25 protein-coding genes and 1 riboswitch are annotated in these 25444 nt (G+C 65.4%); of the genes, 15 read left to right on the forward strand and 10 right to left on the reverse strand.

Features of this window, described 5'->3' with window-relative positions; genetic code table 11:
* Nucleotides 1-47: 47 nt before the first annotated feature.
* On the reverse strand, nucleotides 48-2195 hold the full coding sequence (locus tag BLT26_RS10830) for a TonB-dependent receptor (protein ID WP_091513619.1): 2148 nt from the start codon (nucleotides 2193-2195) through the stop codon (nucleotides 48-50).
* A gap of 55 nt (nucleotides 2196-2250) precedes the next feature.
* Nucleotides 2251-2367: riboswitch (TPP riboswitch) on the reverse strand.
* A gap of 54 nt (nucleotides 2368-2421) precedes the next feature.
* Between BLT26_RS10830 and BLT26_RS10835 the strand changes: the two genes are divergently transcribed.
* Nucleotides 2422-3219: a DODA-type extradiol aromatic ring-opening family dioxygenase gene (locus BLT26_RS10835; protein ID WP_091513624.1), complete on the forward strand. Its 798-nt coding sequence runs from the start codon at nucleotides 2422-2424 to the stop codon at nucleotides 3217-3219.
* 41 nt (nucleotides 3220-3260) lie between these two features.
* Nucleotides 3261-3587: a cupin domain-containing protein gene (locus BLT26_RS10840; protein WP_091513628.1), complete on the forward strand. Its 327-nt coding sequence runs from the start codon at nucleotides 3261-3263 to the stop codon at nucleotides 3585-3587.
* 270 nt (nucleotides 3588-3857) lie between these two features.
* Here BLT26_RS10840 and BLT26_RS10845 read toward each other — a convergent pair whose 3' ends face one another.
* The 4 genes from BLT26_RS10845 to hslV all read right to left on the reverse strand — a co-directional run bounded on the left by BLT26_RS10845 (nucleotide 3858) and on the right by hslV (nucleotide 8063).
* Nucleotides 3858-5426: an alkaline phosphatase gene (locus BLT26_RS10845; protein WP_217631426.1), complete on the reverse strand. Its 1569-nt coding sequence runs from the start codon at nucleotides 5424-5426 to the stop codon at nucleotides 3858-3860.
* A 215-nt stretch (nucleotides 5427-5641) separates the two neighbouring features.
* The gene (locus BLT26_RS10850; RefSeq protein ID WP_091513634.1) at nucleotides 5642-6028 is read right to left on the reverse strand and encodes a gamma-butyrobetaine hydroxylase family protein; all 387 of its coding nucleotides are present in this window, start codon (nucleotides 6026-6028) and stop codon (nucleotides 5642-5644) included.
* Nucleotides 6029-6041: 13 nt separating this feature from the next.
* A complete protein-coding gene (gene hslU / locus BLT26_RS10855; protein ID WP_245720683.1) occupies nucleotides 6042-7367 on the reverse strand; it encodes an ATP-dependent protease ATPase subunit HslU in 1326 nt (441 codons plus the stop codon).
* A gap of 156 nt (nucleotides 7368-7523) precedes the next feature.
* On the reverse strand, nucleotides 7524-8063 hold the full coding sequence (gene hslV, locus BLT26_RS10860; RefSeq protein WP_091513636.1) for an ATP-dependent protease subunit HslV: 540 nt from the start codon (nucleotides 8061-8063) through the stop codon (nucleotides 7524-7526).
* Between the two features lie 445 nt (nucleotides 8064-8508).
* On the opposite strand from hslV, the gene BLT26_RS10865 reads away from it, so the two are divergent.
* Nucleotides 8509-8748, forward strand: a complete 240-nt coding sequence (locus BLT26_RS10865; RefSeq protein WP_217631427.1) for a DUF2798 domain-containing protein — start codon at nucleotides 8509-8511, stop codon at nucleotides 8746-8748.
* 16 nt (nucleotides 8749-8764) lie between these two features.
* On the opposite strand, the gene BLT26_RS10870 is transcribed toward BLT26_RS10865, so the two are convergent.
* Nucleotides 8765-9376 (reverse strand): SPOR domain-containing protein, encoded by a 612-nt coding sequence (locus BLT26_RS10870; RefSeq protein ID WP_091513640.1) that lies wholly within the window; start codon nucleotides 9374-9376, stop codon nucleotides 8765-8767.
* 148 nt (nucleotides 9377-9524) lie between these two features.
* Entirely contained in the window at nucleotides 9525-11738 is a 2214-nt protein-coding gene (locus BLT26_RS10875) for a primosomal protein N' (RefSeq protein WP_281245470.1), read from the reverse strand.
* A 273-nt stretch (nucleotides 11739-12011) separates the two neighbouring features.
* On the opposite strand from BLT26_RS10875, the gene rpmE reads away from it, so the two are divergent.
* The 10 genes from rpmE (at nucleotide 12012) to rsd (ending at nucleotide 19647) form a co-directional block, all read left to right on the forward strand.
* Nucleotides 12012-12224 carry a 50S ribosomal protein L31 gene (gene rpmE / locus BLT26_RS10880; protein WP_091513643.1) on the forward strand — a complete coding sequence of 71 codons (213 nt, stop codon included), beginning with the start codon at nucleotides 12012-12014 and terminating at the stop codon, nucleotides 12222-12224.
* Between the two features lie 92 nt (nucleotides 12225-12316).
* Nucleotides 12317-13081, forward strand: a complete 765-nt coding sequence (locus tag BLT26_RS10885) for a thermonuclease family protein (protein WP_175453094.1) — start codon at nucleotides 12317-12319, stop codon at nucleotides 13079-13081.
* 123 nt (nucleotides 13082-13204) lie between these two features.
* Nucleotides 13205-14467, forward strand: a complete 1263-nt coding sequence (locus tag BLT26_RS10890; RefSeq protein ID WP_091513649.1) for a malic enzyme-like NAD(P)-binding protein — start codon at nucleotides 13205-13207, stop codon at nucleotides 14465-14467.
* Nucleotides 14468-14616: 149 nt separating this feature from the next.
* Nucleotides 14617-15027, forward strand: coding sequence for a hypothetical protein (locus BLT26_RS16630; RefSeq protein ID WP_091513652.1), 411 nt, complete (start codon nucleotides 14617-14619; stop codon nucleotides 15025-15027).
* Nucleotides 15028-15181: 154 nt separating this feature from the next.
* Entirely contained in the window at nucleotides 15182-16762 is a 1581-nt protein-coding gene (gene gshA, locus BLT26_RS10900) for a glutamate--cysteine ligase (RefSeq protein ID WP_091513657.1), read from the forward strand.
* Between the two features lie 96 nt (nucleotides 16763-16858).
* Entirely contained in the window at nucleotides 16859-17461 is a 603-nt protein-coding gene (locus tag BLT26_RS10905; RefSeq protein WP_091513660.1) for an acyl carrier protein phosphodiesterase, read from the forward strand.
* Nucleotides 17458-17949: a disulfide bond formation protein B gene (locus BLT26_RS10910; protein ID WP_091513664.1), complete on the forward strand. Its 492-nt coding sequence runs from the start codon at nucleotides 17458-17460 to the stop codon at nucleotides 17947-17949. The genes BLT26_RS10905 and BLT26_RS10910 overlap by 4 nt, the downstream gene beginning before the upstream one ends.
* Before the next feature lie 16 nt (nucleotides 17950-17965).
* Nucleotides 17966-18352 (forward strand): CidA/LrgA family protein, encoded by a 387-nt coding sequence (locus BLT26_RS10915; RefSeq protein WP_217631428.1) that lies wholly within the window; start codon nucleotides 17966-17968, stop codon nucleotides 18350-18352.
* A complete protein-coding gene (locus tag BLT26_RS10920; protein WP_091513668.1) occupies nucleotides 18345-19046 on the forward strand; it encodes an LrgB family protein in 702 nt (233 codons plus the stop codon). The genes BLT26_RS10915 and BLT26_RS10920 overlap by 8 nt, the downstream gene beginning before the upstream one ends.
* A gap of 133 nt (nucleotides 19047-19179) precedes the next feature.
* Nucleotides 19180-19647, forward strand: a complete 468-nt coding sequence (gene rsd / locus BLT26_RS10925) for a sigma D regulator (RefSeq protein ID WP_091513671.1) — start codon at nucleotides 19180-19182, stop codon at nucleotides 19645-19647.
* 94 nt (nucleotides 19648-19741) lie between these two features.
* Here rsd and bamJ read toward each other — a convergent pair whose 3' ends face one another.
* Nucleotides 19742-20572 (reverse strand): BamJ family beta-barrel-assembly machinery protein, encoded by an 831-nt coding sequence (gene bamJ, locus BLT26_RS10930; RefSeq protein WP_091513675.1) that lies wholly within the window; start codon nucleotides 20570-20572, stop codon nucleotides 19742-19744.
* Nucleotides 20573-21046: 474 nt separating this feature from the next.
* On the opposite strand from bamJ, the gene BLT26_RS10935 reads away from it, so the two are divergent.
* Entirely contained in the window at nucleotides 21047-22027 is a 981-nt protein-coding gene (locus BLT26_RS10935) for a histidine kinase (protein WP_139169514.1), read from the forward strand.
* Between the two features lie 3 nt (nucleotides 22028-22030).
* On the opposite strand, the gene BLT26_RS10940 is transcribed toward BLT26_RS10935, so the two are convergent.
* The gene (locus BLT26_RS10940; RefSeq protein WP_245720684.1) at nucleotides 22031-22525 is read right to left on the reverse strand and encodes a TIGR02444 family protein; all 495 of its coding nucleotides are present in this window, start codon (nucleotides 22523-22525) and stop codon (nucleotides 22031-22033) included.
* Nucleotides 22526-22638: 113 nt separating this feature from the next.
* On the opposite strand from BLT26_RS10940, the gene BLT26_RS10945 reads away from it, so the two are divergent.
* On the forward strand, nucleotides 22639-24546 hold the full coding sequence (locus tag BLT26_RS10945; protein WP_091513678.1) for an ATP-binding cassette domain-containing protein: 1908 nt from the start codon (nucleotides 22639-22641) through the stop codon (nucleotides 24544-24546).
* 9 nt (nucleotides 24547-24555) lie between these two features.
* Here BLT26_RS10945 and BLT26_RS10950 read toward each other — a convergent pair whose 3' ends face one another.
* A complete protein-coding gene (locus BLT26_RS10950) occupies nucleotides 24556-25413 on the reverse strand; it encodes an outer membrane beta-barrel protein (RefSeq protein WP_091513682.1) in 858 nt (285 codons plus the stop codon).
* Nucleotides 25414-25444 lie beyond the last annotated feature (31 nt).

Raw genomic sequence — 25444 nt, forward strand, 5'->3', positions numbered from 1 at the left:
ACAGTGTTGCCCGGAAAATGCGGGCGGTTGGTAGCCGCCCGCCCGGATTAAAAGGTGTAACTGCCGGAAATTCCCGCTACCCGCGGCTCGCCGTACTGGTAGTAAGGCTCGGGCGCATAGCCGTTGGCCGGGTTGTTGCCGAACTGGTTGCTGAAGTAGAAGCCGCGGGTGTAGTAGTCCTCGTCCGTGAGGTTGCGGCCCCAGAGCGAGGCCTCCCAGTTGTTGCCGCGGTATGTCAGGCGCGCGTTCAGCAGCTCGTAGGCGATGGATTTCTCGTCGTGGCTGTTGGAGAAATAGAAGGAATCCTTGCCTTCCACCTCGACGCGCAGCAGCAGGCTGGGCGTAAAGGCGTATTCCGCACCGGTAAAGTACTGGTAATTGGGGGCGTGGGCCACGTCACGGCCATCCAGGTCCACCGGTGCCAGCGCGATGCCGTTCCAGTCGTCGCGGGCATCCACATGCGAGGTGCTGACGAAATCCACGAACTCGGCATCCAGCCAGCCCGCCGAGGCGAACAGGCGCAGGGAGTCAGTGGCCAGGTAGTTCAGCTCCACTTCCAGCCCGGTGGTCGCGCCGCCGGCGGCGTTGGCCAGGAAGTCGTCGAAGGAGAAGTCGGCCGGGTCGAAGATCGACTGCTTGGCCTGTACGTCACTGCGGTCCTGGTAGAAGGCCGCCAGTTGTGCCTGCAGCCGGTTTTCCAGCCACGCGCCCTTGAGGCCCAGCTCGTAATTCAGCATGTGCTCGGTATCGAATGCGAACACATCGCTGCCGATAGCCGGGTTGGTGGCCGAGGCAGAGATAATACGGCCATTGATGCCGCCCGCCTTGTAGCCGCGGGATACGGTGGCGTAAACGAGCCTGTCGTCGGCGTACGCGTATTCCAGGGTCACATTGCCGCCCCACAGGTTCTCGCTGTTACTGGAATCGACCGCGAGCGAGTCAGCGTATTCTGCCGTGCGCTTCTCCAGCCGCAGGCCGGTAACCAGGGCGAGGGTCTCAGTGAGTGCGGTGCGCAGCTGGCCGTAGAGGGCGCTGTTTTGGGTATCAAACTGGCTGGTAAAGCTCTGCTTGCGCTCCAGGCCCTCGCTCTCATCGCGGAAATATGCACCGGCCACCCAGGTGGTGCGGCCGCCGAACAGGGCGGACGCGTCGGTCGACAGCAGGCGCAGGTCGGCGCTCAGGTTGTCCCGCTCGCGCTGGTAGTTGTCGGTGGAGCTGTATTCCCACGGATGGAAACCCACGTAGGTCCAGTCCTCGTCGTAGCCGTACTCGGTATCCGAGTCGGCGGCGCTCAGGGTGGATTCCAGGGTGAACAGCTCGCTGCCGGACCAGCGGGCGACCAGGGAGCCTGCCAGCGTCTGCTGCCGGTCGTGGCCCGGCTGGTCGGAGAGGGTCGTCCGGGTGTTGTATAGCGAGAAGGCGTCGTAGCCGTTGTCCACATCAATATGCAGCGCAGTGAGGTCCAGCTGCAGGTCGTCGCTGGCCTGGTAGCGCAGCTTACCGCGCAGTACCGACTCGTCGATGTTGTTGGTGTCGCTGCGGCCCAGGAAGTCATTCTCGATATAGCCGTCGGACTGCTGCTTGCGCGCTGCCAGGCGAATAGAGAGCCTGTCGGTCAGGGCGCCGCTGCCCACCGCAGATACGGTGCGGCCGTTGTATTCCGCCACTTCGGCGGAGACCTTCTCCATGGGTTCGGCGGTGGGGGCCGCACTGGTCATGTTGACCAGGCCGGCCAGGGCGTTGGCGCCGTAGGCGGTGCCCTGCGGGCCGCGCAGGATTTCCACCTGCTGCATGTCCAGGGTGCTGGCGGCCAGCCCCAGGCCGGTGAAGTCGATACCGTCGATGACCAGGCCCACGGAGGGGTTCACCGGATCGATAAACTGGCTGCGCTCGCCGATACCGCGAATCTGGATAAAGCGGCCGCGGGAGGCGCCGGCGGCAAAATTGACGTTGGGGGCAAGGCCAAGCAGCTGGTCCAGGTTGCCTGCACCACGCGCACTGATGGCGTCTTCACCCAGGACGGTGACGCTGGTGGGCAGGTCCAGCTGGTTGGTGTCGCGGAGCTCGCCGGTGACGATCACCTGCTCCAGGCCGGCCTGGCCGGATTCGGTCTCCGCGCACGCCTGGGCTGCGGACAGGCTGCCAGCGAGTGCGATTGACCAGGCAATGGGTTTTATTCTGTTGGCGGTATTCATGGTTCTCTCTCGGCAAAACGTAAGTGAAAGAGACCCGGAGTGCGACGTGGGGAAGATCTTGATCTTTACCTATTCCTACGCCGGTATTAACCGGATCAGGTTCAAGGGTTCGCGCCGCGGTACCTTACCGGTACGGGCACATCTCAGGCCGGAGCCACCCCTCAGGTGTTGCGGGCGCGATGATAGCAGAAGTTATACTGGTTGGTAATTAGCCAGAGGATAAGCCATGCAGGAGAATACACACGCCCTGTTCCTGTCCCACGGCGGGGGCCCCATGCCCCTGCTGGGCGACGCCGGGCATACCGAAATGGTCCAGTGCCTGCAGGATATCGCCGGCCGGATCGGGCGGCCCTCCGCCATCCTGGTGATCAGTGCTCACTGGGAGGAAGGCGTACCCACCGTGACGGCGGCAGCGAACCCCGGGCTTGTTTACGATTATTACGGCTTCCCGGAAGAGTCCTATGCGATCCAGTATCCCTGCCCGGGAGATCCGGGGCTGGCGCGAGCGATTCATGACAGCCTGCAGGATTGTGGCATGAGTGCGCGACTGGATTCCGGGCGCGGTTTCGACCACGGGCTGTTCGTGCCGCTGAAGATCATGTACCCGGAGGCGGACATTCCCAGCATACAACTGTCGCTGGTCAACAGCCTGGATCCCGAAATGCATATGGAAATGGGGCGGGCGCTCCGGGCCCTACCCCGCGATAACCTGCTGGTGATCGGCTCCGGGTTTTCCTTCCACAATATGAAGGCGTTCTTCGCACCGGAAACCTCCGAGACCCGGGAAAAGAATGTCGCCTTTGAAGACTGGCTGCTGGAGACCTGCGGCAGCGCGGACCTCAGTGAGAAAGAGCGGGCGGCGCGACTGGCGGACTGGGCAAACGCGCCGGGTGCGCGTTACTGCCATCCGCGCGAGGAGCACCTGTTGCCCCTGCACGTCTGTTACGGTTTCACGGGGTCGCGGTGCAGCGAGTCTTTTGAGCTGCAAATACTGAACAAGAAAGCCAGCATGTATCTCTGGTAATTTGCCCACACATCGAGAGTGGCAAGTCGGGAGTAAAGGCCATGGAAATTCATAATCTTTTCGCGCACTTGCCGAAAGCTGTCAACGGTGAATTATTCGAAGACCTGCTTGCCGCCGGCCCGGTACGCATCGAGCGGATCGTCTCGCACGGACAGGTGACCCCGGCGGGAGAGTGGTACAATCAGGAAGAGGGCGAGTGGGTGCTCGTGTTACGCGGTGGCGCCCGCATCGAATTCGCGGACGGCACTGAGGTAGCACTCGGCGAGGGTGATTACCTTAATATCCCCGCACATGTACGTCACCGCGTCAGCTGGACGGACCCTGAGCGACAGACGGTGTGGCTGGCGGTGTTCTATCGGCAGGAGTGAGTTACTTGCCGAAACCAATTCTTCAAAACCTGGGCGCACTTATCACCAGCTTCCAGACTTTTACGCAATAGCTGAAGCAGGGCCCCTGGCTTTGATTCAATCCGGAAACATCAGGCCGGGCCGACGCAGATTTATTTCAATTGCTCAACTACCCAATACCCAATTCATTCCCGTTAAATAACTACCGTTACGTCACCCTGTAGCAATTCCAACAAGAAGCCCCGGCAGCGCTGCCACTGCCGGGGCTTTCACAATATCCGGATTACAGGATCAGTCGGCCAGCAGGCCTCCCGAGTGGGCCATCACGTGGAAGAGATAACTCTGTTCGTGGGTGCCGGACAACAGGTGCGCACCCGGACCGCGGGCCCACACCCCCACGTCCTCGCCACCGTGGGTTTCGGCATCGGACGGCACCAGCGCTTCCTGGTGGAAGCCGGTCGCGGTGGTGTCCACCTCGGTGAGGTCCTTGCGGCCGGTTTTCTGCGGCAGGCCATAGCGCACGTCGGCGTCGGTCTCTTTGCCCAGGGCGGCGAAACCGCGGCCGTTGGCGTAGCCCAGCGTGGTATAGGGCAGGCCGTCGGCGGCCCTGGCCGGTTCTGATTCCGGCTCGCCGCGGCTGTCATTGCCCACCACCTTGCCCAGGATCGGGTTGCCGCGGGTGGGGTAGCCGGCCATGGTGAACACGTGGCTGTGGTCGGCGGTGACGATGATCAGCGTGTCCTCGGCACTGGTCCTGTCCATGGCCACCTGCACCGCTTCAGCAAACTCCACCGCATCGTTCAGCGCGTTGTAGGCATTGCCGGCGTGGTGGCCGTGATCAATGCGGCCGCCCTCCACCATCAGGAAGTAGCCGTCGTCATTGCGCTTGAGTATTTCCAGCGCACTCGCGGTCATCTCTGACAGCGACGGCTCGCCGGCCTGGTCATTCTTGCGGTCGGCCTCGTAACGCATATGGGATGGCTCGAACAGGCCCAGCAGCTTGTCGGTCTTGGCGGGGTCGATGTCAACCAACGCATTGCGGTCCTCAACGTAGGCGGCACCCTGGTCGCGATAGCGCTGCTGCCATTCCCGCACCAGGTTGCGACCGTCCTCGCGCCGGCCGGCTGCGCCTTCCACGTCGGTCACATCCTTGGGCAGGAAGGCGCGGCGCCCCCCGCCGAGGATAACGTCGATGCCGTCACCGGCGGTAAGCTCCACTAGTTGCGCGGCGATGTCCCGGCAACCCTCCGGCGCACTGTACTCCCAGCCGCGCTCGGGCACCTTGGCAAAGGTGGCGGCGGGCGTGGCGTGGGTGATGCGCGCGGTGCTCACCACGCCGGTGCGCTTGCCGAGTCCCTCGGCCAGTTCCAGCGCGGTAACGAGTTCGCGGCCACGGCTGGCCGCGCAATCCCCGCGGGGTACGTCGCCGGTCACGCCGAACATGCCCGCACGGGTCTTCACGCCGGTCATGATGGCGCTCATGGTGCCGGCAGAATCGGCTGTCTGCTGGTTGGTATTGTAAGTCTTCACCAACCCGGAAAAGGGCATCTTCTCGAAGCTGAGGCGATACTCCTCGCCGTCCATGCCTTGCTGCTGGCCGGCCAGGATCCGCGCGGCGGTGACGGTGGAGATGCCCATGCCGTCGCCCACAAACAGGATGATGTTCTTTGCCGCACCCGGGGCGTTGTTGATCGGCTGCGCCGCGGCCTGCGCCAGCTGCTGCTGGCCGTCGGCGAACCAGGAACTGTCGCGCTGGGCCTTCGGCAGCGGGGCCGCCTGGGACTCTGCGGCAGCCGCGGGTGCTGCCCCGCATGCCATAAGCAGTGCCGCGGCCATCCCGATATTGTTTCTTGTACGCATCAGTTTTCTCCCGTTCCCCACCGGCCCGCATGCTCTCGACCGGGTCGCTGCAAGGTGAATTGCCAATTCCCGGATTGTACCGCCACCGGCGCGGGAATCCGCAGCCGCAGCTACAGATAGATGCCGTAACGCGGCGGGTTGAGGGGGAATATATCGGGCGAGTGTGACAGGACGAGGGATAAATAGAGAAGGGGAAAAGCAGTGCGGCCGCTGCCTCAGCCGATAATGCGCACCGGGCTCTCGTCCGGGTCGCGGCCGCGGCCGGCCTCCTGCAGGCGCCGCAGGTAGTCCTGCCAGTATTCTTCCTGCTTTTCGCACAGCTCGCGCAGGTAAGCCCAGGTGTAGATGCCGCTGTCGTGGCCGTCGTCGAACAGGATCTGCAGGGCGTAGCGTCCGGCGGTAGTGACACTCTCGATACCCACGTTGATCTTGCCGTGCACCAGCTGTTCCTGGCCGGGGCCGTGGCCGCGCACCTCGGCACTGGGGGAATAGACCCGCAGGTATTCCGCCGGCAGGGTGCACTCCCGGTCGGGGTACACCAGCTGCAGGCTCTTGTCGGCGCGGTCCAGGCGGATCTTTCCAGGCTTGATGGCGGGCTTCATGCCGGACTCCGGTTTAGAGGATGAAGCGCGACAGGTCTTCGTCCTGGCTCAGTTCGCCGAGCTGGGCATCCACGTAGGCCGCGTCGATGGTTACCGTCTGCCCGCCGTCGCCGGCATCGAAGGAGATCTCCTCCAGCAGGCGCTCCAGTACCGTGTGCAGGCGGCGCGCGCCGATGTTTTCGGTGCTCTCGTTGACCTGGAAGGCCACCTCGGCGATGCGGCGGATGCCGTCGTCGGTGAACTCCAGGTTCAGGCCCTCGGTGGCCAGCAGGGCCTTCTGCTGCTCGGTGAGCGACGCCGAGGGCTCGGTGAGGATGCGCTGGAAATCGTCGGAGGTGAGCGAGTCCAGCTCCACGCGGATCGGCAGGCGACCCTGCAGTTCGGGAATCAGGTCCGACGGCTTCGACAGGTGGAAGGCACCGGAGGCGATGAACAGGATATGGTCGGTCTTGATCATACCGTGCTTGGTGGTGATGGTGCTGCCCTCGATCAGCGGCAGCAGGTCGCGCTGCACGCCCTCGCGGGAGACATCGGCACCGCCGCTCTCCTGGCGCTTGGCCACCTTGTCGATCTCGTCGAGGAAGACAATGCCGTTCTGCTCGGCGGCCTGAATGGCGCGGTTCTTGATGTCCTCGTCGTTGACCATGCGCGCGGCTTCCTCGTCGGTCAGCTGCTTCATGGCCTGCTTGACGGTCATCTTGCGCTTTCTGGTCTTGCCCTGGGACATGTTGGAGAACATGCCCTGCAGCTGGTTGGTCATCTCTTCCATGCCCGGGGGCGCCATGATCTCCACCCCCATGGGTGCGGCGGAGACTTCGACCTCGATCTCCTTCTCATCCAGCTGGCCCTCGCGCAGCTTCTTGCGGAACATCTGGCGTGTGCTGTTATCGCCGCGCTCGGCGGGATCGGTGCTGCGCGCCGGCGGCAGCAGGGCGTCGAGCACGCGGTCCTCGGCGGCATCCATGGCGCGCTGCTGTACGGACGCCATGGCCTTCTCGCGCTCGAGCTTGACCGCCATCTCCACCAGGTCGCGGACGATGGACTCCACGTCGCGGCCCACGTAGCCCACCTCGGTGAACTTGGTGGCCTCCACCTTGATGAAGGGCGCCCCGGCCAGCTTGGCCAGCCGGCGGGCGATCTCGGTCTTGCCGACACCGGTGGGGCCGATCATGAGGATGTTCTTGGGTGTGATCTCGGGGCGCAGCTCCTCGCTCACCTGCATGCGGCGCCAGCGGTTGCGCAGCGCAATGGCCACGGCGCGCTTGGCGTCCTTCTGGCCGACAATATGGCGGTCGAGTTCGTGGACGATTTCTCTGGGTGTCATCTGGGACTGGGACATGGAAATTCTCGTTTGTAAATCAGGAGCTGGTTGTCGCTACTCAGCGGTACCTAGAGACCGCCAGACCCGTCATACCGGCGCAGGCCGGTATCCAGTTCAGTGGTGCCTGGATTCCGGCCTCCGCCGGAATGACGAAATAACTTTTCAGCAGCTTGCTCAATAACTCAATTCTTCGATGGTGTGGTTCTGGTTGGTGTAGACGCAGATATCACCGGCGATCTTCAGCCCCTGCTCGACGATGGTCCGGGCATCCAGTTCGGTATTGTCCAGCAGCGCGCGCGCCGCGGACTGGGCGAAGGGGCCGCCGGAGCCGATGGCGATCAGGTCGTCCTCGGGCTGGATTACGTCGCCATTGCCGGTGACGATCAGGCTGGCGGTCTCATCGGCCACGGCCAGCAGTGCCTCCAGCCGGCGCAGCGCCCGGTCGGTGCGCCAGTCCTTGGCCAGCTCGACGGCGGCGCGGGTCAGCTGGCCGCCGTGCGCCTCCAGCTTGGCCTCGAAGCGCTCGAACAGTGTGAAGGCATCGGCGGTGCCGCCGGCGAAGCCCGCGATCACCTTGTCCTTGTACAGGCGGCGCACCTTGCGCGCGTTGCCCTTCATGATGGTGTTACCCATGGACACCTGGCCGTCGCCGCCGATCACGACCTTACCGTTGCGGCGACAGGAGAGAATGGTGGTTCCGCGATACTGTTCCAAGGAGGGACCTCTTGAATTCGGGTTCTGGTTGTAGGAGCGGCCGCTGGCCGCGATGGCCGGGGTTTCCCAGCGATGGTCGCGGCCAGCGGCCGCTCCTACGGGGATGTTCGTTACTGGTAGTGGTAAGTGTGGTCGACGGAGGGCTTTTTCAATACGCGGCGGTTAAAATGCGGTCACACTGCCACCGGAGCCGGGGAACCTCTGGGTAACTCCATAGCCGGTCTGCGGGACCTGAAGCGTGCAGATGCAAGGCGCCGCCCGCCGGGAATGGCAGGCCCTTTACAAGGGCGGCAACGCCGCAGATGTGCGTTTCAGGCCCCGCCCGAAGGGGCCTCCAGAGTATTCCGGCCTGTTGAATGGCCACGACACTTCCGCGAAACTGCGCCGTAATTGTAAACCGCTCTGAAAGCCAGATTGGCCATGGAGTTACTCAGAGGTTCCCCCCGTGCCGCCCCTTCCGCCACGCCTGTACACCCTGGTCTTCGCACTCATCATGTCGTGCATGATGTCGCTGCTGATGTCGGGGATCATTACCTGGATCAATACCGGGCTGGACGCGGGCTTCGCGCTCCGCTGGCTGCGGGCCTTCGTGGTGGCGTGGGCGGTGGCGTTCCCGCTCGTATCCGTGATTGCGCCGCTGGCGCACCGGCTGACCCGGCGGCTGGTGCGGCCGGCAGAGCCCTGAGGGGGAGCGGGCGGCCTCAGCCGGACTTGGGCGAGCGCTTCAGCACCAGCGGCATCAGCTGGTGTTCGGCGAGGATCTCGCGGGCCCTGGCGACCCGGGAGCGGCTCTGGTAGGGGCCTATGAGCACCCGGTGCCAGGTGCCGCGGCTGTCGGTGGCGGTCTCCACCTTTACGTCCAGGTTGGACAGTACCAGCTGGGCGCGCAGCTTGTCCGCCTCCGCGGGATCGCGGAAGGAGGCGGCCTGGAGGATATAAACCAGTCCCGGCTCTGCCGCCGGGCGCTCCTCGCGCACGGCGATCTCCCGCGGCGGCTCGTCCTTGCTGGAACCACTTTCCGCGGGGGCCCGCTCGGGGCGCACCAGTTTCTTCGTTTTGGGGGGTGGCACCGCCACCTCGTTTTCCTGCAGCAGGGTATAGAAGTCGAACTTGGGTGAGCGGCCGTCGTCCCCGGCGCGCTCGGCCGCCGGGGCCTCCTGTTGCCGGGCGCCTTTGCCGGGTCGGTCCGTGTCCAGCTGGTTCAGGAAAATCATGAAAACCGCGAAGCCGCCGACAAAATTACCCAGGACAAACCAGACCCAGGCGGGCTTGCCGGCGTTACTGCTGCGGCGGCTGGCGTTGCGACGGCTCATCTCGGATCAATTCCTTTTTCGCGGTGCGGCTTTCGGGTGGTGCTTTTTGTTTTGCGTTCTGTGCGTGGCCGGTATTCCCCGTTCCGGGTGACCTGCGGCAAATTGTAACGCCTTATGGACCGGCGGGGCACGGCCGGGCGATTTTTCTTCAGGACAGCTCCTGCGCATCCATATCGACCGCCCAGCGCAGGCGGCGGTTCCGGTGGCCCTCGGCCCACTGGCACAGGCGCGCCAGCAGCGGCTGCAGCTGCGCGCGCCTGACCGCCGTCACCTGCAGGTAAAAGCGGAAACGGCCAGACTTGCGCTCCAGCAGCGCCGGTACCGGACCCAGGTACTCGAGCTCGGGCGAGGGCGGGGCCAGTGCCTGCAGGTGCGCGCGCGCCTGCTCCAGGAATTCCTCCGCCCAGCGAGGCTCCTCGCACTCGGCCCGCACCAGCGCCATGGCGCGCAGCGGCGGCAGCTGCGCCGTCGCACGCTCCCGCAGCAGCTGGCGCGCGAAGGCGCCGTAGCCTTTCTCCAGCAACAATTGCAGCAGCGGGTGCTCGGGGAAGCGGCTCTGCACCAGTACGCGCCCGGCCAGCTCGCCGCGGCCGGCGCGACCCGCCACCTGCTCTAGCAGCTGGCCGGTGCGCTCCGGGGCGCGGAAGTCGGCGCTGAACAGGCCGCCGTCGGCATCCTGGATTACCACCAGGGTTACCCGCGGCAGGTGGTGCCCCTTGGCCAGCATCTGGGTACCCAGCAACAGGCACGGCTCACCATCGCGGGCCGGGGCCAGCAGGCGGTCGAGGGCCTGCTTGCTGGCGGTGGTGTCGCGGTCGACGCGGATAACCGGGAAATCGGCGAAGCGCCGCGCCAGCAATTCCTCGCTGCGCTCGGTACCGCCGCCGAGGGCGCTGAGCGAGCGACTGTGGCACTGGGGGCAGCTGTCCACCAGCGGGCGGCGGTAGTCGCAGTGGTGGCAGCGCAGGTGGCGCTGGCGGCGGTGCAGGGTCAGCTTGCTGGAGCAGTGCGGACAGTCCGCCAGCCAGCCGCAGTCGTCGCAGGTCAGCGCCGGGGCGAAGCCGCGCCGGTTGATGAACACCAGCACCTGCTCGCCGCGGGCCAGGGTCTCGCCGATATGCCGCAGCACCTGCGGCGCGAACCCCTCCTCCAGCGGCTGCCCCAGGGTGGGGACCACATGAATCTGCGGCGGCCTGGCATCCCCGGCGCGCTGGCGCAGGCGCAGGTGCTGGTAGCGGCCGCTGAGGGCGTTATGCAGGCTCTCCAGCGATGGCGTGGCGGATCCCAGCAGCACCGGTATCCCGGCGTTGCGCGCCAGCACCACGGCCAGGTCGCGGGCGGAGTAGCGCACCCCGTCCTGCTGCTTGAATGAGGCGTCGTGCTCCTCGTCCACCAGCACCACGCCGGGGCGGGGCAGGGGCGTGAGGATCGCCGAGCGGGTGCCGATGACGATATCCGCCTGGCCGGCCGCGGCCGCCAGCCAGGCCTGCGCCCGCTCGCCGTCGGCCAGCCCGGAATGCAGCGCGGCGATGCTGTGGCGGGGGAAGCGCGCGGCGATGCGGCGCAGGGTCTGGGGCGTCAAGCCGATTTCCGGGACCAGCAGCAGCGCCTGCTGCCCGCGGTCCAGCGCGCGCTGCATCAGGCGCAGGTACACCTCGGTCTTCCCGCTGCCGGTGGTGCCCTCCAGCAGGGAGGCGGAAAAGCCCTCCCCGGGCACGGCCTCGAGCACCTGCTGCTGTTCTGCATTAAGTTGCGGCGGCGCGCCGGGCTCCGCGGCGGGAATGGGGGGCGGCACGGTGGGCCCGGCCAGCCATTCGGCCAGGCCGCGCTCCAACAGCGCGCGCACACTGCCGGCGGAGTGGCCCCGCTCTTTCAGGCTGGTACGGCTCTGGCGCCCCTGCTCCAGCAGCAGCTGCAGCAGGGCCTGCTGTTTCGGCGCGCGGGCGAGCGCCGACTCGGGCAGGCCCTTGCCCTCGGTGGTGAGCTGCAGCCATTGCTCGGCCCAGTGGTCGGCGGGCTTGCCCTTGCGCAGCGCCACCGGCAGCGCGGCGGCGTATAGCTCGCCCAGCGGGGCCTGGTAGTAGTCGGCCGCCCATTGCAGGAAGGCGCGACTGCGGCCATCGAACAGCGGCGCGGCGTCAATCAGCTCCAGCGCCGGCTTCAGCTCTGCCTGCGGCGACTCCGCCAGCACCTCCACCAGCACGGCCACCAGCTTGCGGTTGCCAAAGGGCACCCACAGGCGCTGGCCCGGCGCCAGCCGGGCCGGGTCGAGGCCATCCGGGGGCAGGTAGTCGAACAGGCGCCGCAGGGGTACCGGTACTGCCATCCGCAGGATTACCGCTTGTTCGCCGTCTGTCGCCAAAATGCCTCCCGTTACTGCTCGTGCAAGCGGGGCATGATAGCGCACCTGGCGGCAGGCTCGCCGTGACTTGTAATGCTGCCCATGCGCGGCGCAGGCAAGCCGCCGGGACGGGGCGCCCCCGGGGGCCAATTTTGCTTGATCCGCCGCGCTAATCTGATAGTATGCGCCGACTTTTTAAGCAGCCCGGAGTCCCGGCCACACGGCCAGCTCCTGCACCAACGACGATTCCGTGCCGGGCAAATGATCCGGTGGCGGCATCGAAAAGAGGCAATCATGAAAGCAGAAATCCATCCGAATTACACCGATGTGACCGCAACCTGTTCCTGCGGCAACAGCATCAAGACCCGCTCTACCCTGGGCAAGGACATCCAGCTGGACGTGTGCTCCCAGTGCCACCCGTTCTACACCGGCAAGCAGCGCGAAGCGAGCACCGGTGGTCGCGTGGATCGCTTCAAGAAGCGTTTCGGCAGCCGCATCAGCAAGTAAGCGCATCGCGCAGCGTCGCTGTCGTGAACAACGGCAAAGACTGCAGAAAAAGGGCACCCCGGGCTTACCGCGGTGCCCTTTTTTGTGGCCGGTTGCTTGCGCTCCTGTTACTGCTGGCAGGCACCGGCGGCCGGGCCGACTGCGTGCTGGGGCCGGCGGATGAGCTGGTGGCACTGGCGCGGGTCCAGGATGGCGACACCCTGCAACTGGCTGATGGGCGGCGCGTGCGGCTGATCGGCGTCAATACCCCGGAACTCGCCCGCGACGGCCAACAGGCGCAACCCCTGGCCGCCGAGGCGCGGCAGTTCACCGAGCGCTTCCTCGCCGACGGCGACCTGGAACTGGTCTACGACCGCGACCGGCGCGACCGCTACGGCCGGATCCTGGCCCACGTCTACAACCACCGCGGCGACAGCCTCGAAGCGGCCCTGCTCTCCGCGGGGCTGGCGTTCCATATCGCGGTGGCCCCCAACCTGGCACTGGCGGAATGCCTGGCCTCGCGCGAGGACGAGGCCCGCGAAGCCGGACGCGGTGTCTGGGCACCCGGTACCTGGCCGGTGATGCGGGCCGGCGATATCCGGCCGGGCGATGGCGGCTTCGTGCTGCTGCGCGGCCGCGTCGAGAAGGTCGATCGCAACCGCTACCTGTGGCTGGAGCTGGACGGACCGGTTGCCCTGCGGCTGGATCCGGAGGGTGATTATGGCCAGATGGCGCGGCGCGATTGGCAAGGTCGCGAAATAGAAGTGAAAGGCTGGCTGGTTGACCGGGGAGCGAAATACCTGTCCCGGTTTCCGCAACATAAACGCTGGTTTATTGCGGTGGATTCCGAATTTACCATTGAAATTAGTAGGAAATAGCTTTCCCTGCCGCCCCGCGCCCTTGTGGGCGCCAACCCGCCTCGGTTATTCTCTCCGCCCCCCGCAGTAAACCGGTCGCCCCTGCACGGGTTAGCGGCCACTGACTCGAGAGAATTACCCAAGATGAAGGATGCAAAGGAAGCATTGCGCCGGGCCGCGCTCGATTACCATGCGCTGCCGGTACCGGGCAAGCTGTCGGTAGAGCTCACCAAACCCGCCCAGACCCAGGAAGACCTGTCCCTGGCCTACAGCCCCGGCGTGGCCGAGCCGGTGCGGGAGATCGCCCGCGACCCGGACGCCGCCTACCAGTACACCGGCAAGGGCAACCTGGTGGCGGTGATCTCCAACGGCAGCGCCATCCTCGGGCTGGGCAACCTGGGCCCACTGGCCTCCAAGCCGGTGATGGAGGGCAAGTCGCTGCTGTTCAAGCGTTTTGCCGGCATCAACTCGGTCGACATCGAGGTGGAAGCCAAGAGCCCGGAGCGCTTTATCGAGACCGTCAGCGCCATCGCCAATACCTTCGGCGGCATCAATCTGGAGGACATCAAGGCGCCCGAGTGCTTCCATATCGAGGAGGCGCTGATCGAGCGCTGCCCGGTGCCGGTATTCCACGACGACCAGCACGGCACTGCTATCGTGACCGTGGCGGGGATGCTCAACGCCCTCGAGATCCAGGGCAAGAAGATCAGTGATGTGCGCATGGTCTGCCTGGGTGCCGGTGCCGCCGCCACTGCCTGCTGCAAGCTGATGCTGGCAGCGGGGGCGAAGAAAGAGCAGATCACCATGCTCGACAGCCGCGGCGTGATCCACTCCGGCCGTACCGACATCAACGCCTACAAGGGCGAGTGGGCGCGGGACACCGAGATGCGCACCCTGGACGACGCCATCGAGGGCGCCGATGTGTTCCTCGGGGTCTCCGGTCCCGACCTGCTGTCGGCCGAACAACTCAAGCGCATGGCCCCGCGGCCGGTGGTGTTTGCCTGCTCCAATCCCAACCCGGAGATCGAGCCCGAGCTGGCCCACAGCGTCCGCGATGACCTGATCATGGCCACCGGCCGCTCGGACTATCCGAACCAGGTCAACAACGTGCTGTGTTTCCCATTTATCTTCCGCGGCGCGCTGGACGTGCGCGCGGTGCGCATCAACGAGGACATGAAGCTGGCCGCGATCGAGGCCATCCGGCGCATCGCCCACCAGCCGGTACCCGCTGCGGTACGCGAGGGCTACGGCGGCATCGAACTGGGCTTCGGCCCCGACTATATCCTGCCCAAGCCCACCGACCCGCGCCTGCTGCCGGAAGTGGCGGCGGCGGTCGCCCGCGCCGCGGTGGACAGCGGCGCGGCGCGCCTGCCATACCCGGAGCACTATCCGCTGGAGGCGCTGTAATTCCCGCGCGCGTTGTTACCGGCGCCGCCCGCCGCAGCATCCCGTTTCCAGTTGCAGCGGCGGGCGCAGTCCATGGGGTCCGGATTCTTGACCCCACTGCCACCATCGCTACACTGCCCGTCTGAGCATAAGCAAAGTTGTCCTTCCGCATGAGCCACGTTTACGTGCTGACAAACCAGCATCAACAGTTCCTGAGCAAGAGTAACGAGTGGATCGACGGCCGCGAGGCCGGCAAGCTGTTCCGCAGTGAGCACAAAGACGTCGCCATCAACCAGATGTTCGAGGCCAACACCCGCGACGTCAGCCTGCGTATCGAGCTGCTGCAGTGCGACCTTAATGCCAAGGGCCAGCCCCAGGTGCCCGAGGAGGCACTGGGCGACCCCGAGATCCAGCCTGGCTCCCCGCCGGAAACCCCGCCCGAGAGCAACCCCGAAGTCAGTCCGGAGCCGACCCCCGAGATCGAGCCGGACGAGCCGCCGGAGGTCACCCCCGAGGAGCCGCCGGAGATCGAGCCGCAACAACCCGACGAGGCCGCCGGGCGCTCCCGCTCCGCCGTCTGAGCCAGGGCCGCGCCACCCCGTCCCCGAAAATATAAGAGCCTTGAGAAAAGCGGCGCCGGCCCCCATATCGGCCGAAGCGCCCGCTGCCGCCACACCCGCGGCAGCCTTTCACTGGCAGTCCGGAGGCGCCACCCGCCCCAGTAAGGAGATTCGAGTGCCCAATTACCTGGCCGCCCTGGCCCAGCCGCACACGCTGCAACTGCTGAAGGGCATTCGCCGCGGTATCGAGAAAGAGAGCCTGCGGGTAAACCCTGACGGCTCGCTGGCCACGAGCCCGCACCCGACCGCACTCGGCTCGGCCCTGACCCACGACCTGATCACCACCGATTTCTCCGAGGCCCTGCTGGAATTCATCACCCCACCGGTGGCGACCCCGGAGGAGGTGCTGGATACCCTGGACCAGATCCACCGTTACACCTACGGCGAGATTGGCGACGAGCGCCTGTGGGTGGCCAGCATGCCCTGCCGCCTGGGAGAGGACGCCGGGATCCCGGTAGCCCGCTACGGCAGCTCCCACAGCGGCAACATGAAGACCGTCTACCGGCTGGGCCTGGGCCTGCGCTACGGCCGCGCGATGCAGACCATCGCCGGCATCCATTACAACTTTTCCCTGCCGGAATCCTTCTGGCAGTGGCTGCACGAGCGCGAGGGCAGCAGCGAGGAACTGGGCGAGTTCAAGACCCGCCGCTACTTCGACCTGATCCGCAATTTCCGCCGCCACTACTGGCTGCTCATCTACCTGTTCGGTGCAGCACCGGCCGTATGCGGGTCATTTGTCGAGGGCCGGGAACACAAGCTGGAACCCTTCGAGGGCAATGCCAGCAGCCTGCACGCCCCCCATGCCACGTCGCTGCGCATGGGCGACCTGGGCTACAACAGCGAGGCGCAGCAGTCGCTGATCGTCTGCTACAACGACCTGCCCAGTTACCTCTCGACCCTGTGTGCGGCCATCAGCAAGCCCTACCCGCCCTATCACCAGCTGGGGGTCAAGGATGCCGAGGGCAACTACCAGCAGCTCTCCACGGGACTGCTGCAGATCGAGAACGAGTTCTACTCTGCCATCCGGCCCAAGAACCCGGCCCGCATGGGGGAGACGGCCCTGTCGGCGCTGGACAACCGCGGCGTGGAATACATCGAGGTGCGCTGCCTGGACCTCAACCCCTTCGCACCGCTGGGCATGGATGCGCAGCAGATGCGCTTCCTCGACAGCTTCCTGCTTCACTGCCTGCTGGAGGACAGCCCCAAGACCGACGACGCGGATTACCGTGCCACCCAGGAGAACCAGGACCGTATTGTCTACCGGGGCCGCGAGCCAGAACTGAAGCTGATCCACAACGGTGGCGAGCGCCCGCTGGTGGAATGGGCAGAGGAACTGCTGGACGAGATGCAGCCGCTGGCGGAACTGCTCGACCGGGCCTGGGAAGGCAACGCCTTCGCCCGCGCGGTCGCCGCACAGCAACAGAAAATCCGCGGCGAGCTGGCGACTCCCGCCGCGCATATGCTGGCGGAAATGCGCGAGCGCAAACAGAGCTTCTTCGAGTGGGCGCAGGACAAGGCGGAGCAACATCGCCAGTATTTCCTCGAGCGGCCACTGGATACCGCCACCCGGGAGGAGTTCGCCCGGCACGCGCGCGAATCGCTCGAGCGCCAGCGCGCCGTGGAAGAGGCCGACACCGGCACTTTCGAGGACTTCCTCGGCCACTACTATGCCCAGTACACCTTTTGCCAGCGCTGAGGCCGCCGCTGTACCGGCCCTGCCGGTGCCTCTCGCCGGCCCGGGAGCCGTAACCCGGCTCCCGCTGGCTTCGCCTTCGCCCTCGCGGGCAGTGTCATGAACTATCTCGCCCACCTGCTGCTGTCCGGCCCCGACCCGGACTGGCGCCTGGGCGGCCTGCTGGGGGACTTCGTCAAGGGGCCCCTGCGGGGTGAGCGCCCGCCAGCCATTGAGGCGGGCATCCGCCTGCATCGCCGTATCGACGCCGTATCGGATGCGCACCCGGCTTACCTCACAGCCCTGCAGCGGCTCGGGCCCGGCTGGCGGCGCTACGGCGGCATCGTGCTGGATATCTGGTTCGACCACCTGCTGAGCCGCCAGTGGAGCGCATGGCACCACGAATCGCTCGACCATTTCTGTGACCAGTGCTGGCGGGACTTTCGCGCCCGCAGCCGGTATATTCCGCCGAACGCGTGGCGCTTTATGCAGCGCGCGGAGCAATTTAAACTGCTGCAGGGCTATCCCGACCGGGCTGTCATTACCCGCAGCCTGGAGCGGGTGGGGCAGCGCCTGCGCCGGCCCGTGCCACTGGAGGAGGCAATGCCCGTGCTGATCGCCGCGGAGCAGCCCCTTCAGCTCGACTTCAACCAGTTGTTCAGTGACTTGATGCTCGTTGCCAGGCGGTTTCGAGAGGATTTTTCAGGATTCGATAACACATGAGACTTCCCAACCCGCGTTTTACCTTCCTGCTGGTGTTCCTCGCCGTGGTCTTCCTGCTCGGCGCCGCCTTCTACCTCGAATATGTGCGCGGGCTGGAACCCTGCCCGCTGTGTATCACCCAGCGCGTGATGCTGCTGGGCGTGGGACTCGTCTCACTGGTGGCCTTCCTGCACAACCCGCAGTGGCTGGGCCGGCGCATTTACGGGCTGCTGGTGTCCCTGTGGGCACTCGGCGGGCTCTACTTCTCAGCCCGCCAGCTGTGGCTGCAGAGCCTGCCGGCCGACCAGGTACCGGCCTGCGGACCCGGCATCACTTATATGATCGACGCCTTTCCCTTCCTGGATGTGGTCAAGGTGCTGCTGACCGGCGACGGTAACTGTGCGGAAGTGCAGTGGACCATGCTCGGCCTGAGCATTCCCGCCTGGGCCGCAGTAGGCTTCGTGGGACTGGTCGCCTTTGGTGCCTGGCAGGCTTTCCGCCGCCAGTGAGCGGCACCGCGAGCGCGTGAATACCTGGCGCCGGCTCCCGGGCTGGCTGGCCGGCGCCGCCATACTGGCGGGGACGCACTTCGCCGGAAACTGGTTGCAGGCCAGCCTGGCACTGCCGGTGCCCGGCTCGGTGCTGGGCATGCTACTCCTGGTCGCGGGCCTGCTGGTATACGGTAGCGTGCCGCGGGGACTGGCCGAAATCAGCGGGGTGTTGCTGCGCCTGCTGGCGCTGTTATTCCTGCCCGCAGCCACCGGCCTGTTCTTCCTGGACAGCCTGGCACCCGCTGACTGGGTCGGCCTGTTCGCGGCCACCGTGTTCGGCACCCTGGCCAGTATCGCCCTGTGCGCGCTGTTGCTGAAAAGGCTGTTGCTGCGCGGGCGCAGGGAGGACACCGATGCCTGAGACGCCCGCTGCGTTGCTTGCCTCGCCGGCATTCGCCCTGCCACTCAATGTCGCGGCCTTCCTGTTCGGGGTATGGCTGTACCGGCGCAGTGGCACCGCGCTGTTGCACCCCATCGTCGGGGCCAGCCTGCTGGTGGCGGCCACCCTTCACCTGCTCGATATCGGCTATCCCGACTACCAGCGGGCCAGCGGGTTGCTGTACGCGCTGCTGGGGCCGGCCGTGGTGGCGCTGGCCGTGCCCCTGCGGCAGAACCTCGCCATCATCCGTCGGGCCGCCATGCCACTCACGGTCACCCTGGTTGCCGGGGCCGCACTGGCACCGCTTATCGGTGTGGGCATCGCCCTGCTGCTGGGAGCCTCCGGCCCCGTGCTGGCGGCACTCTCCGGCAAGGCGGTGACCACACCCATCGCCCTGGCCATAGCCGCGAAAGTGCGGGCTGCGGAGAGCCTCACGGTGGGCATCGTGGTGTTCAGTGGCGTGGTGGGCGCGGTACTGGGGCCGCCGCTGATGCGCTGGCTGGGTGCCGGGGACGAGCGCATTATCGGCTTCGTGCTCGGTATCAACGCGCACGCCATCGGCACGGCGCGATCGCTGGAAATCAGCGCCCTGTGCGGTGCCTTTGCCGCGCTGGCGATGGGCCTCTGCGGCGCGCTGACGGCAATCCTGCTGCCGCTTCTGGCGGCAGGCGGGTAACAGCGCCTTCTGGCGCGCATTGCTCTGGACTTCTTGCCGCCAAATCCCGAATCTCCTATCTTGCAGGTATGCCCCGGGACGCCTGCGCGCAGTGCCACAATGGGGTTGTTACCCGGATAAAAGGAAGCGTGAGATGTTGGAAAATTGTAAGTCGGCGCGCGAGCGTTGGGGCGGCGTGAGTGAGATTATCGACCGCTGGTTACACGCGCGCCAGGCACTGCTGGTGAGCTTTTGCGGCCTGACCGAGAACCGGGAAATCCGCGATGGCGATGCCCACACCGAGGAAGCCGTGCGGGAACTGTGCCAGCTGCTGATGGACTACGTCTCAGCGGGACACTTCGAGGTCTACGAACAGCTGATGCTCGAGGGAAAGGCGTTCAACGATGACGATGGCCTGGAGAAATCCAAGGAGCTCTATCGCCGGATCGACGGTACCACGGATGTCGCCGTGGACTTCAACGACAAGTACCTGGAGACGGATGATCTCTCCAGCCTCGCCCGCGACCTGTCCGAACTGGGTGAGGCGCTCGAGACGCGCTTCACCTCGGAAGACCAGATGATCGCCGTGTTGCACACCGCACACAAAAACCAGCTGGCGTGATGGGCGACCGCCCCCGCGGCGGATAAAACGCAACAACCGGAATCAAAAAAGGGGCCACCTGGTGGCCCCTTTTTATCGCCCGACGTCAGTAATATTACTGCTCGCCGCTGGCGTCCTCGCCTGACTGCTCCTCACCCGACTGCTCGGCGGGTTCGGCATCCTGCTTCTCCTGGCCTTCCTCGCCAGCGCCTTCAGCCACATTCGCCTTGTGCAGCTCCACCTCAAAAATCAGGGTGGCATTGGGGCCGATCAGGCCGCCGGCGCCGCCGGGACCGTAAGCCAGGTCAGACGGGATATACAGCTCCCACTTGGCACCTTCCTTCATCAGCTGCAGGGCTTCGGTCCATCCCTTGATGACGCCATCTACCGGGAACTGGACCGGCTCACCGCGCGCATAGGAGCTGTCGAACTCGGTCCCGTCGATCAGGGTGCCCTTGTAATCCACCTCTACGGTGCTGTCGGCGGAGGGAGAGTCGCCGCTACCCTCGCGGATAACCTTGTACTGCAGGCCGGAGTCGGTGGTAACCACGCCTTCTTTCTTCGCGTTCTCGGCCAGGAAAGCCTCGCCCTTGGCCTGGTTTTCCTCAGCCTTGGCCTTGAACTCCTGCTCCTGCTTGGCCAGCATTTCCTGTTGCTTGGCCTGCATGTTTTCCTGGAATACCGCGATCACCTGCTGCTTTTCCTCATCGCTCAGGCGTGAGTCGCGGCCTTCAGCCACGTCATTGAGAGCCATGGTCACGACCTGGGGATCCAGCGCGACATCCTGGGACTCAAGCCGGCGCGCCATGTCCTCGGCGATGATGTAGCTGACTTTTTTCTCCTGAGTATCCAGTGCGACTTCCTCGGACTGGCCGCCTTCCTGCTTGTTACAGCCGGCCAGTGCGACGCCCAGGGCTACTGCCGCAGCCAGTGGAAATTTTTTCATAGGGTTATCTCTTGGTCTTTGCATGTGTTTATTGGTGAGGTTCCCTCGTCACCGGCCCGCAGCAGCGGGCGCGGGAGGCGGCCCTATGGCCATGGCGACCCACCGTGAAAGCCGGGAACCCGCCACGGCCCGCACGACGGTGTGTCAGCCGATACCGGCCAAGTCTAACGCAAGGTGACGACCCGTGCACACCGACCGTGTTCACATAGAACACGGCTTACCCCGTTAAGTTTCCAGGGCAAACGCTTTTTATAGGCAAAATCCGCGGTTTTTCGCCGGCCACGGCATACAATTTTGAAAAAAACAGCGCTATTATCGGTGCACCTGCGGTTGCTTTGGATTGCTGCAAGGTATTTGCTTCCCTTGGCAACGCGTCAGTGCAAGAACTGTAACTGCGGTACCGACCGCAAGAATACCGGGCACCCGCTTTGTCCGGATGCGTTGAACCGATAAAAACTCTCAGGATATTTACTCATGGCTGCCAAGAAGAAAGCTGTCGATCCGGTTGCAGAACTGGAAGCGCAAATCGCCAAGCTCACCGACAAACTCGACAAGGCCCGCACCAAGCAGGCAACCGACGCCGGCAAGGCGGTGCAGAAATCTGCCAAGGCATTGGCCTCCGCCAAGGACAAGCTGGCCAAGGCCAAGAGCAAGCTCGCCGACGCGCGCGCTGCCGCCAAGAAGCGCAAAACTGCTGCCACGCAGAAGCGCGTAGATACCGCCAAGGCCAATGTGGAAAAACTGACCGAAGCGGTGGCCGAGGCCAAAGAAGCTGCGGCGGAAGCCAAGCAGGCTGAAGCGGCGAGCAAGCTGGAAATGAAGCTCGCGGAGAGCGTCAAGAAAGCCGCCGCCAAGGCCGAAAAGGAAGTCGCCAAGCAGAAGAAGAAGGGCGCGGCCAAGGCCGGCACCAGGAAAGCCTCCGCCAAGAAAGCCTCCGCCAAGAAGACGCCTGCGAAGAAGGCCGGCGCGAAAGAGAGCACAAGCAGCAAGGCCAAGAAGCCCGCCGCCAGGAAGGCAGCCACCAAAGCCGCCGCCAAGGGTGGCACCGCGAAGAAGGCACCGGCCAAGAAATCCGCTGCGAAGAAGTCTGCCAGCGCCAAACCAGCCAGTACCAAAAAGGCATCGCCTGAAAAGGCCAGCAGCGCCAAATCTGCGGCAAAGAAACCAGCCGTCAAGAAGGCACCGGTGAAGAAAGCCCCGGTGAAGAAGGCGCCTACCCATGAGGCAGCGACCAACAAGCCGTCAGCCGCGGTAAGCCCTGCCGAGACCGCCCGGCCTGCGACAGCGAAGCCGGCCGAGCCGACTGCGCCCGTTGAGAAAAAGGAAGCGGCGGCCGAGAGCAAGCCGGCGCAAACCCCCTCCACTCCGGCAGAGAGCCCCAAGCCGACACCGAGCATCACGCCGGTTACCCCCGCCAACAGCCTGTTTTCCAGCGAGCCGTCGGAGGAGCGCTAGCCCTCAGCCCCGCTCATTGCAGTAGCTGTCGATCAGGCCCGCCCAGCGGGCCTGTTCTTTTTGTGGCAGGCCGTACTGCTGGCCGGCCAGCGCCAGCGCGGAGCGATCCTCCGGCCAGGACTCCTGCTGCAGCTTCCACAGGGCCGCCAGCTGGCGTTGCTCCAACCCCAGCTCAAAACGCTTGCAGCGCTCATACAACAGCTGGGTCCGCGGGCGCATCCCGCCGAGGAAACGCCGCAGGTTGCGCACCGTGGCAATGATGCGGCGACGCGGTGCCAGCCCGCGGTCCGCCACCCGCCAGCTCTCCTCGCTCAGCTGGCGGCCGGCCGCAGTCACGTAACTGGCCCAGAGCAGCAGGCAGACATCGGCACCGCGCTCCTCCTGGCAGGCGAGCAGGAATGCCTCCACATCCCCGTGGGCGTAAAAATCGAGGCTGAACTCCCACAGGGGATTTTCCAGCGCAGAGGGTACGGAGGATGGAGGCGAGGATTTCGTCACGTTAGAATCCCGGCATTTCTTATCGGGTGCGCCGTCGGGCGTCGGGCCGCGGGGCTTATATCCCGTTAGCCTAGCATTGTCGCCCACCCGGGTAATGCCAAAAGAGGTTTTTCTTGATCAATCTGCATGGTGTCTCCCTGCAAGTGGGCGGACGAGAACTGCTGCACAACGCCGATTGCCGTATCTTTCCCGGCCACAAAGTGGGGATTATCGGTGCCAATGGCTGCGGCAAGTCCACCCTGTTCAAACTGCTGCTGCGGGAGATCGAAAGCGATGCCGGCAACGTCGAGGTTCCGGCCGGCTGGCGCATCGCCCATATGGCCCAGGAAGTAGCGGCCGGGGACCAGTCCGCCCTGGACTATGTCCTCGACGGCGATGGTGAGCTGCGCGACCTGCAGCGCGAGCTGGCGCAACTCGAGAGCGCGGACGCGCCCGATGGCAGGCGCCTGGCAGAACTGCACGAGCGCATGGCGGCGGTGGATGGTTACAGCGGGCCTGCGCGCGCAGCCCAGCTGCTCGACGGCCTGGGCTTTGCGCATGCCGACCAGCAGCGCCCGGTACACAGTTTCTCCGGCGGCTGGCGCATCCGGCTGAACCTGGCGCGGGCCCTGATGTGCCCGGCGGACCTGATGCTGCTCGACGAACCCACCAACCACCTGGACCTGGACGCCACCCTGTGGCTGGAGCAGTGGCTGCAGAAATTCCCCGGCACCCTGCTGATCATCTCCCACGACCGCGACTTCCTCGATGCAGTGGTCGACGGGATCATCAGTTTCGAGCACCGTCGCCTGGTGCAGTACAGCGGGAATTACAGCGCGTTCGAGCGCACCCGGGCGGAGCGGCTGGCGCAGCAGCAGGCGGAATACGAGAAGCAGCAGGCCCAGCGCGCGCATATGGAGGACTTTGTTCGCCGCTTCCGCGCCAAGGCCACCAAGGCCAGGCAGGCCCAGAGCCGCCTCAAGGCCCTCGACCGGATGGCGCAGATAGCGCCGGCCCACGTGGACTCGCCGTTCCGCTTCTCGCTGCCGGGGGCGGACAAGGTTTCCAATCCGCTAATTGACCTGCGTGAGGCAGACCTCGGCTACGGGGACCGCGTGGTGGTGCACAAGGTGCAGCTGGGAATCGAGCCGGGGCGGCGCATCGGCCTGCTGGGCCCCAATGGTGCCGGCAAGTCGACCCTGATCAAGACGCTGGCCGGCGAACTCGAACCCCTGGCCGGCGAACGGCTGTGCGGCGAACACCTGGCGGTCGGCTATTTCGCCCAGCACCAGCTGGAGGCACTGGACACTGCCGCGTCGCCGATGTTGCACCTGCAACGCCTGTCACCCGACGCCAGCGAGCAATCCCTGCGGGATTTCCTCGGTGGCTACGGCTTTACCGGCGACCGGGTCTTCGAGCAGGTGGGCGGCTTTTCCGGGGGCGAGAAGGCACGCGTGGCGCTGGCGATCCTCGCCTGGCAGAAGCCCAACCTGCTATTGCTCGATGAGCCCACCAACCACCTGGACCTGGAAATGCGCCATGCCCTGACCCTGGCGCTGGCGGAATTCCCCGGCGCGGTGGTGCTGGTGTCCCACGACCGGCACCTGCTGGCCAACACCGCCGACGAATTCCTGCTGGTGGCCGAGGGCCGTGCGCAACCTTTCGATGGCGACCTGGAGGATTACCGCAACTGGCTGCTGGAATTCCGCCGCAATGAACGCGCCGGCGAGAAGGCAGCTGCCAGGACTGCAGAGCAACCGCCGGAAGACAGGAAAACCCAGCGACGCGCTGCGGCGGCGCTGCGCGAGCAGCTGAAACCGCTGACCAATCAGCTGAAGAAAGTGGAGCGCGAAATGGCCCGCGCGGAGAAGCAGCTGGCGGAGCTGGAAGAGCTGCTGGCGGACGAGAGCCTTTACACGGGCGGACAGCAGGAGGAAATCGCCCGCCTCAACCGCGCCCAGGCAGAACAGCGGGAACAGCTCGAGACGCTCGAAATGGAGTGGCTGGAAATCAGTGAGCAGCTGGAGTCGATGCGGGGCTGATTCCCCGGACTACCTCTCCGGCAGTTCCTCCGGGCAGCCCTGCTCGTCCACGGCGGTACCGAACGGTGTGCCCGCGCAGAGGTCCAGGTAGTCCGGGATGCCGTCGGAGTCCGAGTCCACCGGGCAGCCGGTATTGTCCACATTGACGCCTGGTGGCGTCTGCGGGCACATATCCACGTTGTCGATAAAGCCGTCGGCATCGGTGTCCCGCACGATGGGCGGGGACTCCATCCACTGGTAGCCGATGGTGAAGCTGAGCGCGCCATCGACCCCGCCGCGCTCGACACCATAGAAGGCCCGGGCATCGGCGCGGGCCTGCCAGCGCGGGCCCAGCCGGTATTTCACGCCGATACCGAAATTGGCCATGGTCTGGCGGTCATGCTCCTCCTTGCTGCGATCAAACAGTATCGGGCCCTCGAAATCCGGCGGGATCTCCGGCAGCGGCTCGATCAACCGGTCGTATTCGATGCGGATTTCGCCCACGCCAATCGCCAGGTACGGTTGCCAGCAGGGGTCATTGCAGAACTGGCCGGCGAACTGCCAGAACAGGTCCAGGTGGTAGTTGTAGAGATCGACTTTCTCGTCCAGGCCGTCGATATCCACCGAGTAACCATCGACCACGCCCTCCAGCGCCCAGCGGTCGGTGATATTGAAGCCGAAGCCCACGCCGCCGCCGCTGCTGTCGTCCAGGTCGAAGTTCTCGAAGGGGGTGCCGTCCAGGCGGTCGCTGTCGAACCACTGCTGCGAGCCTTTCAGGTAGAGGTTGAGGGTGCCCTCCTCATCGGCCACGGCCACCGGGCCGGGCAGGGCGAGCAACAGCAACAGGGGCAGGAGTCTGCGTGCGGGCCGAAGACTTTTATGGGTCATTGTGGGCTCCGGAGTGTCCTTTTACCGGCGG

This window comes from Microbulbifer yueqingensis, assembly GCF_900100355.1.
GTDB classification, from domain to species: domain Bacteria; phylum Pseudomonadota; class Gammaproteobacteria; order Pseudomonadales; family Cellvibrionaceae; genus Microbulbifer; species Microbulbifer yueqingensis.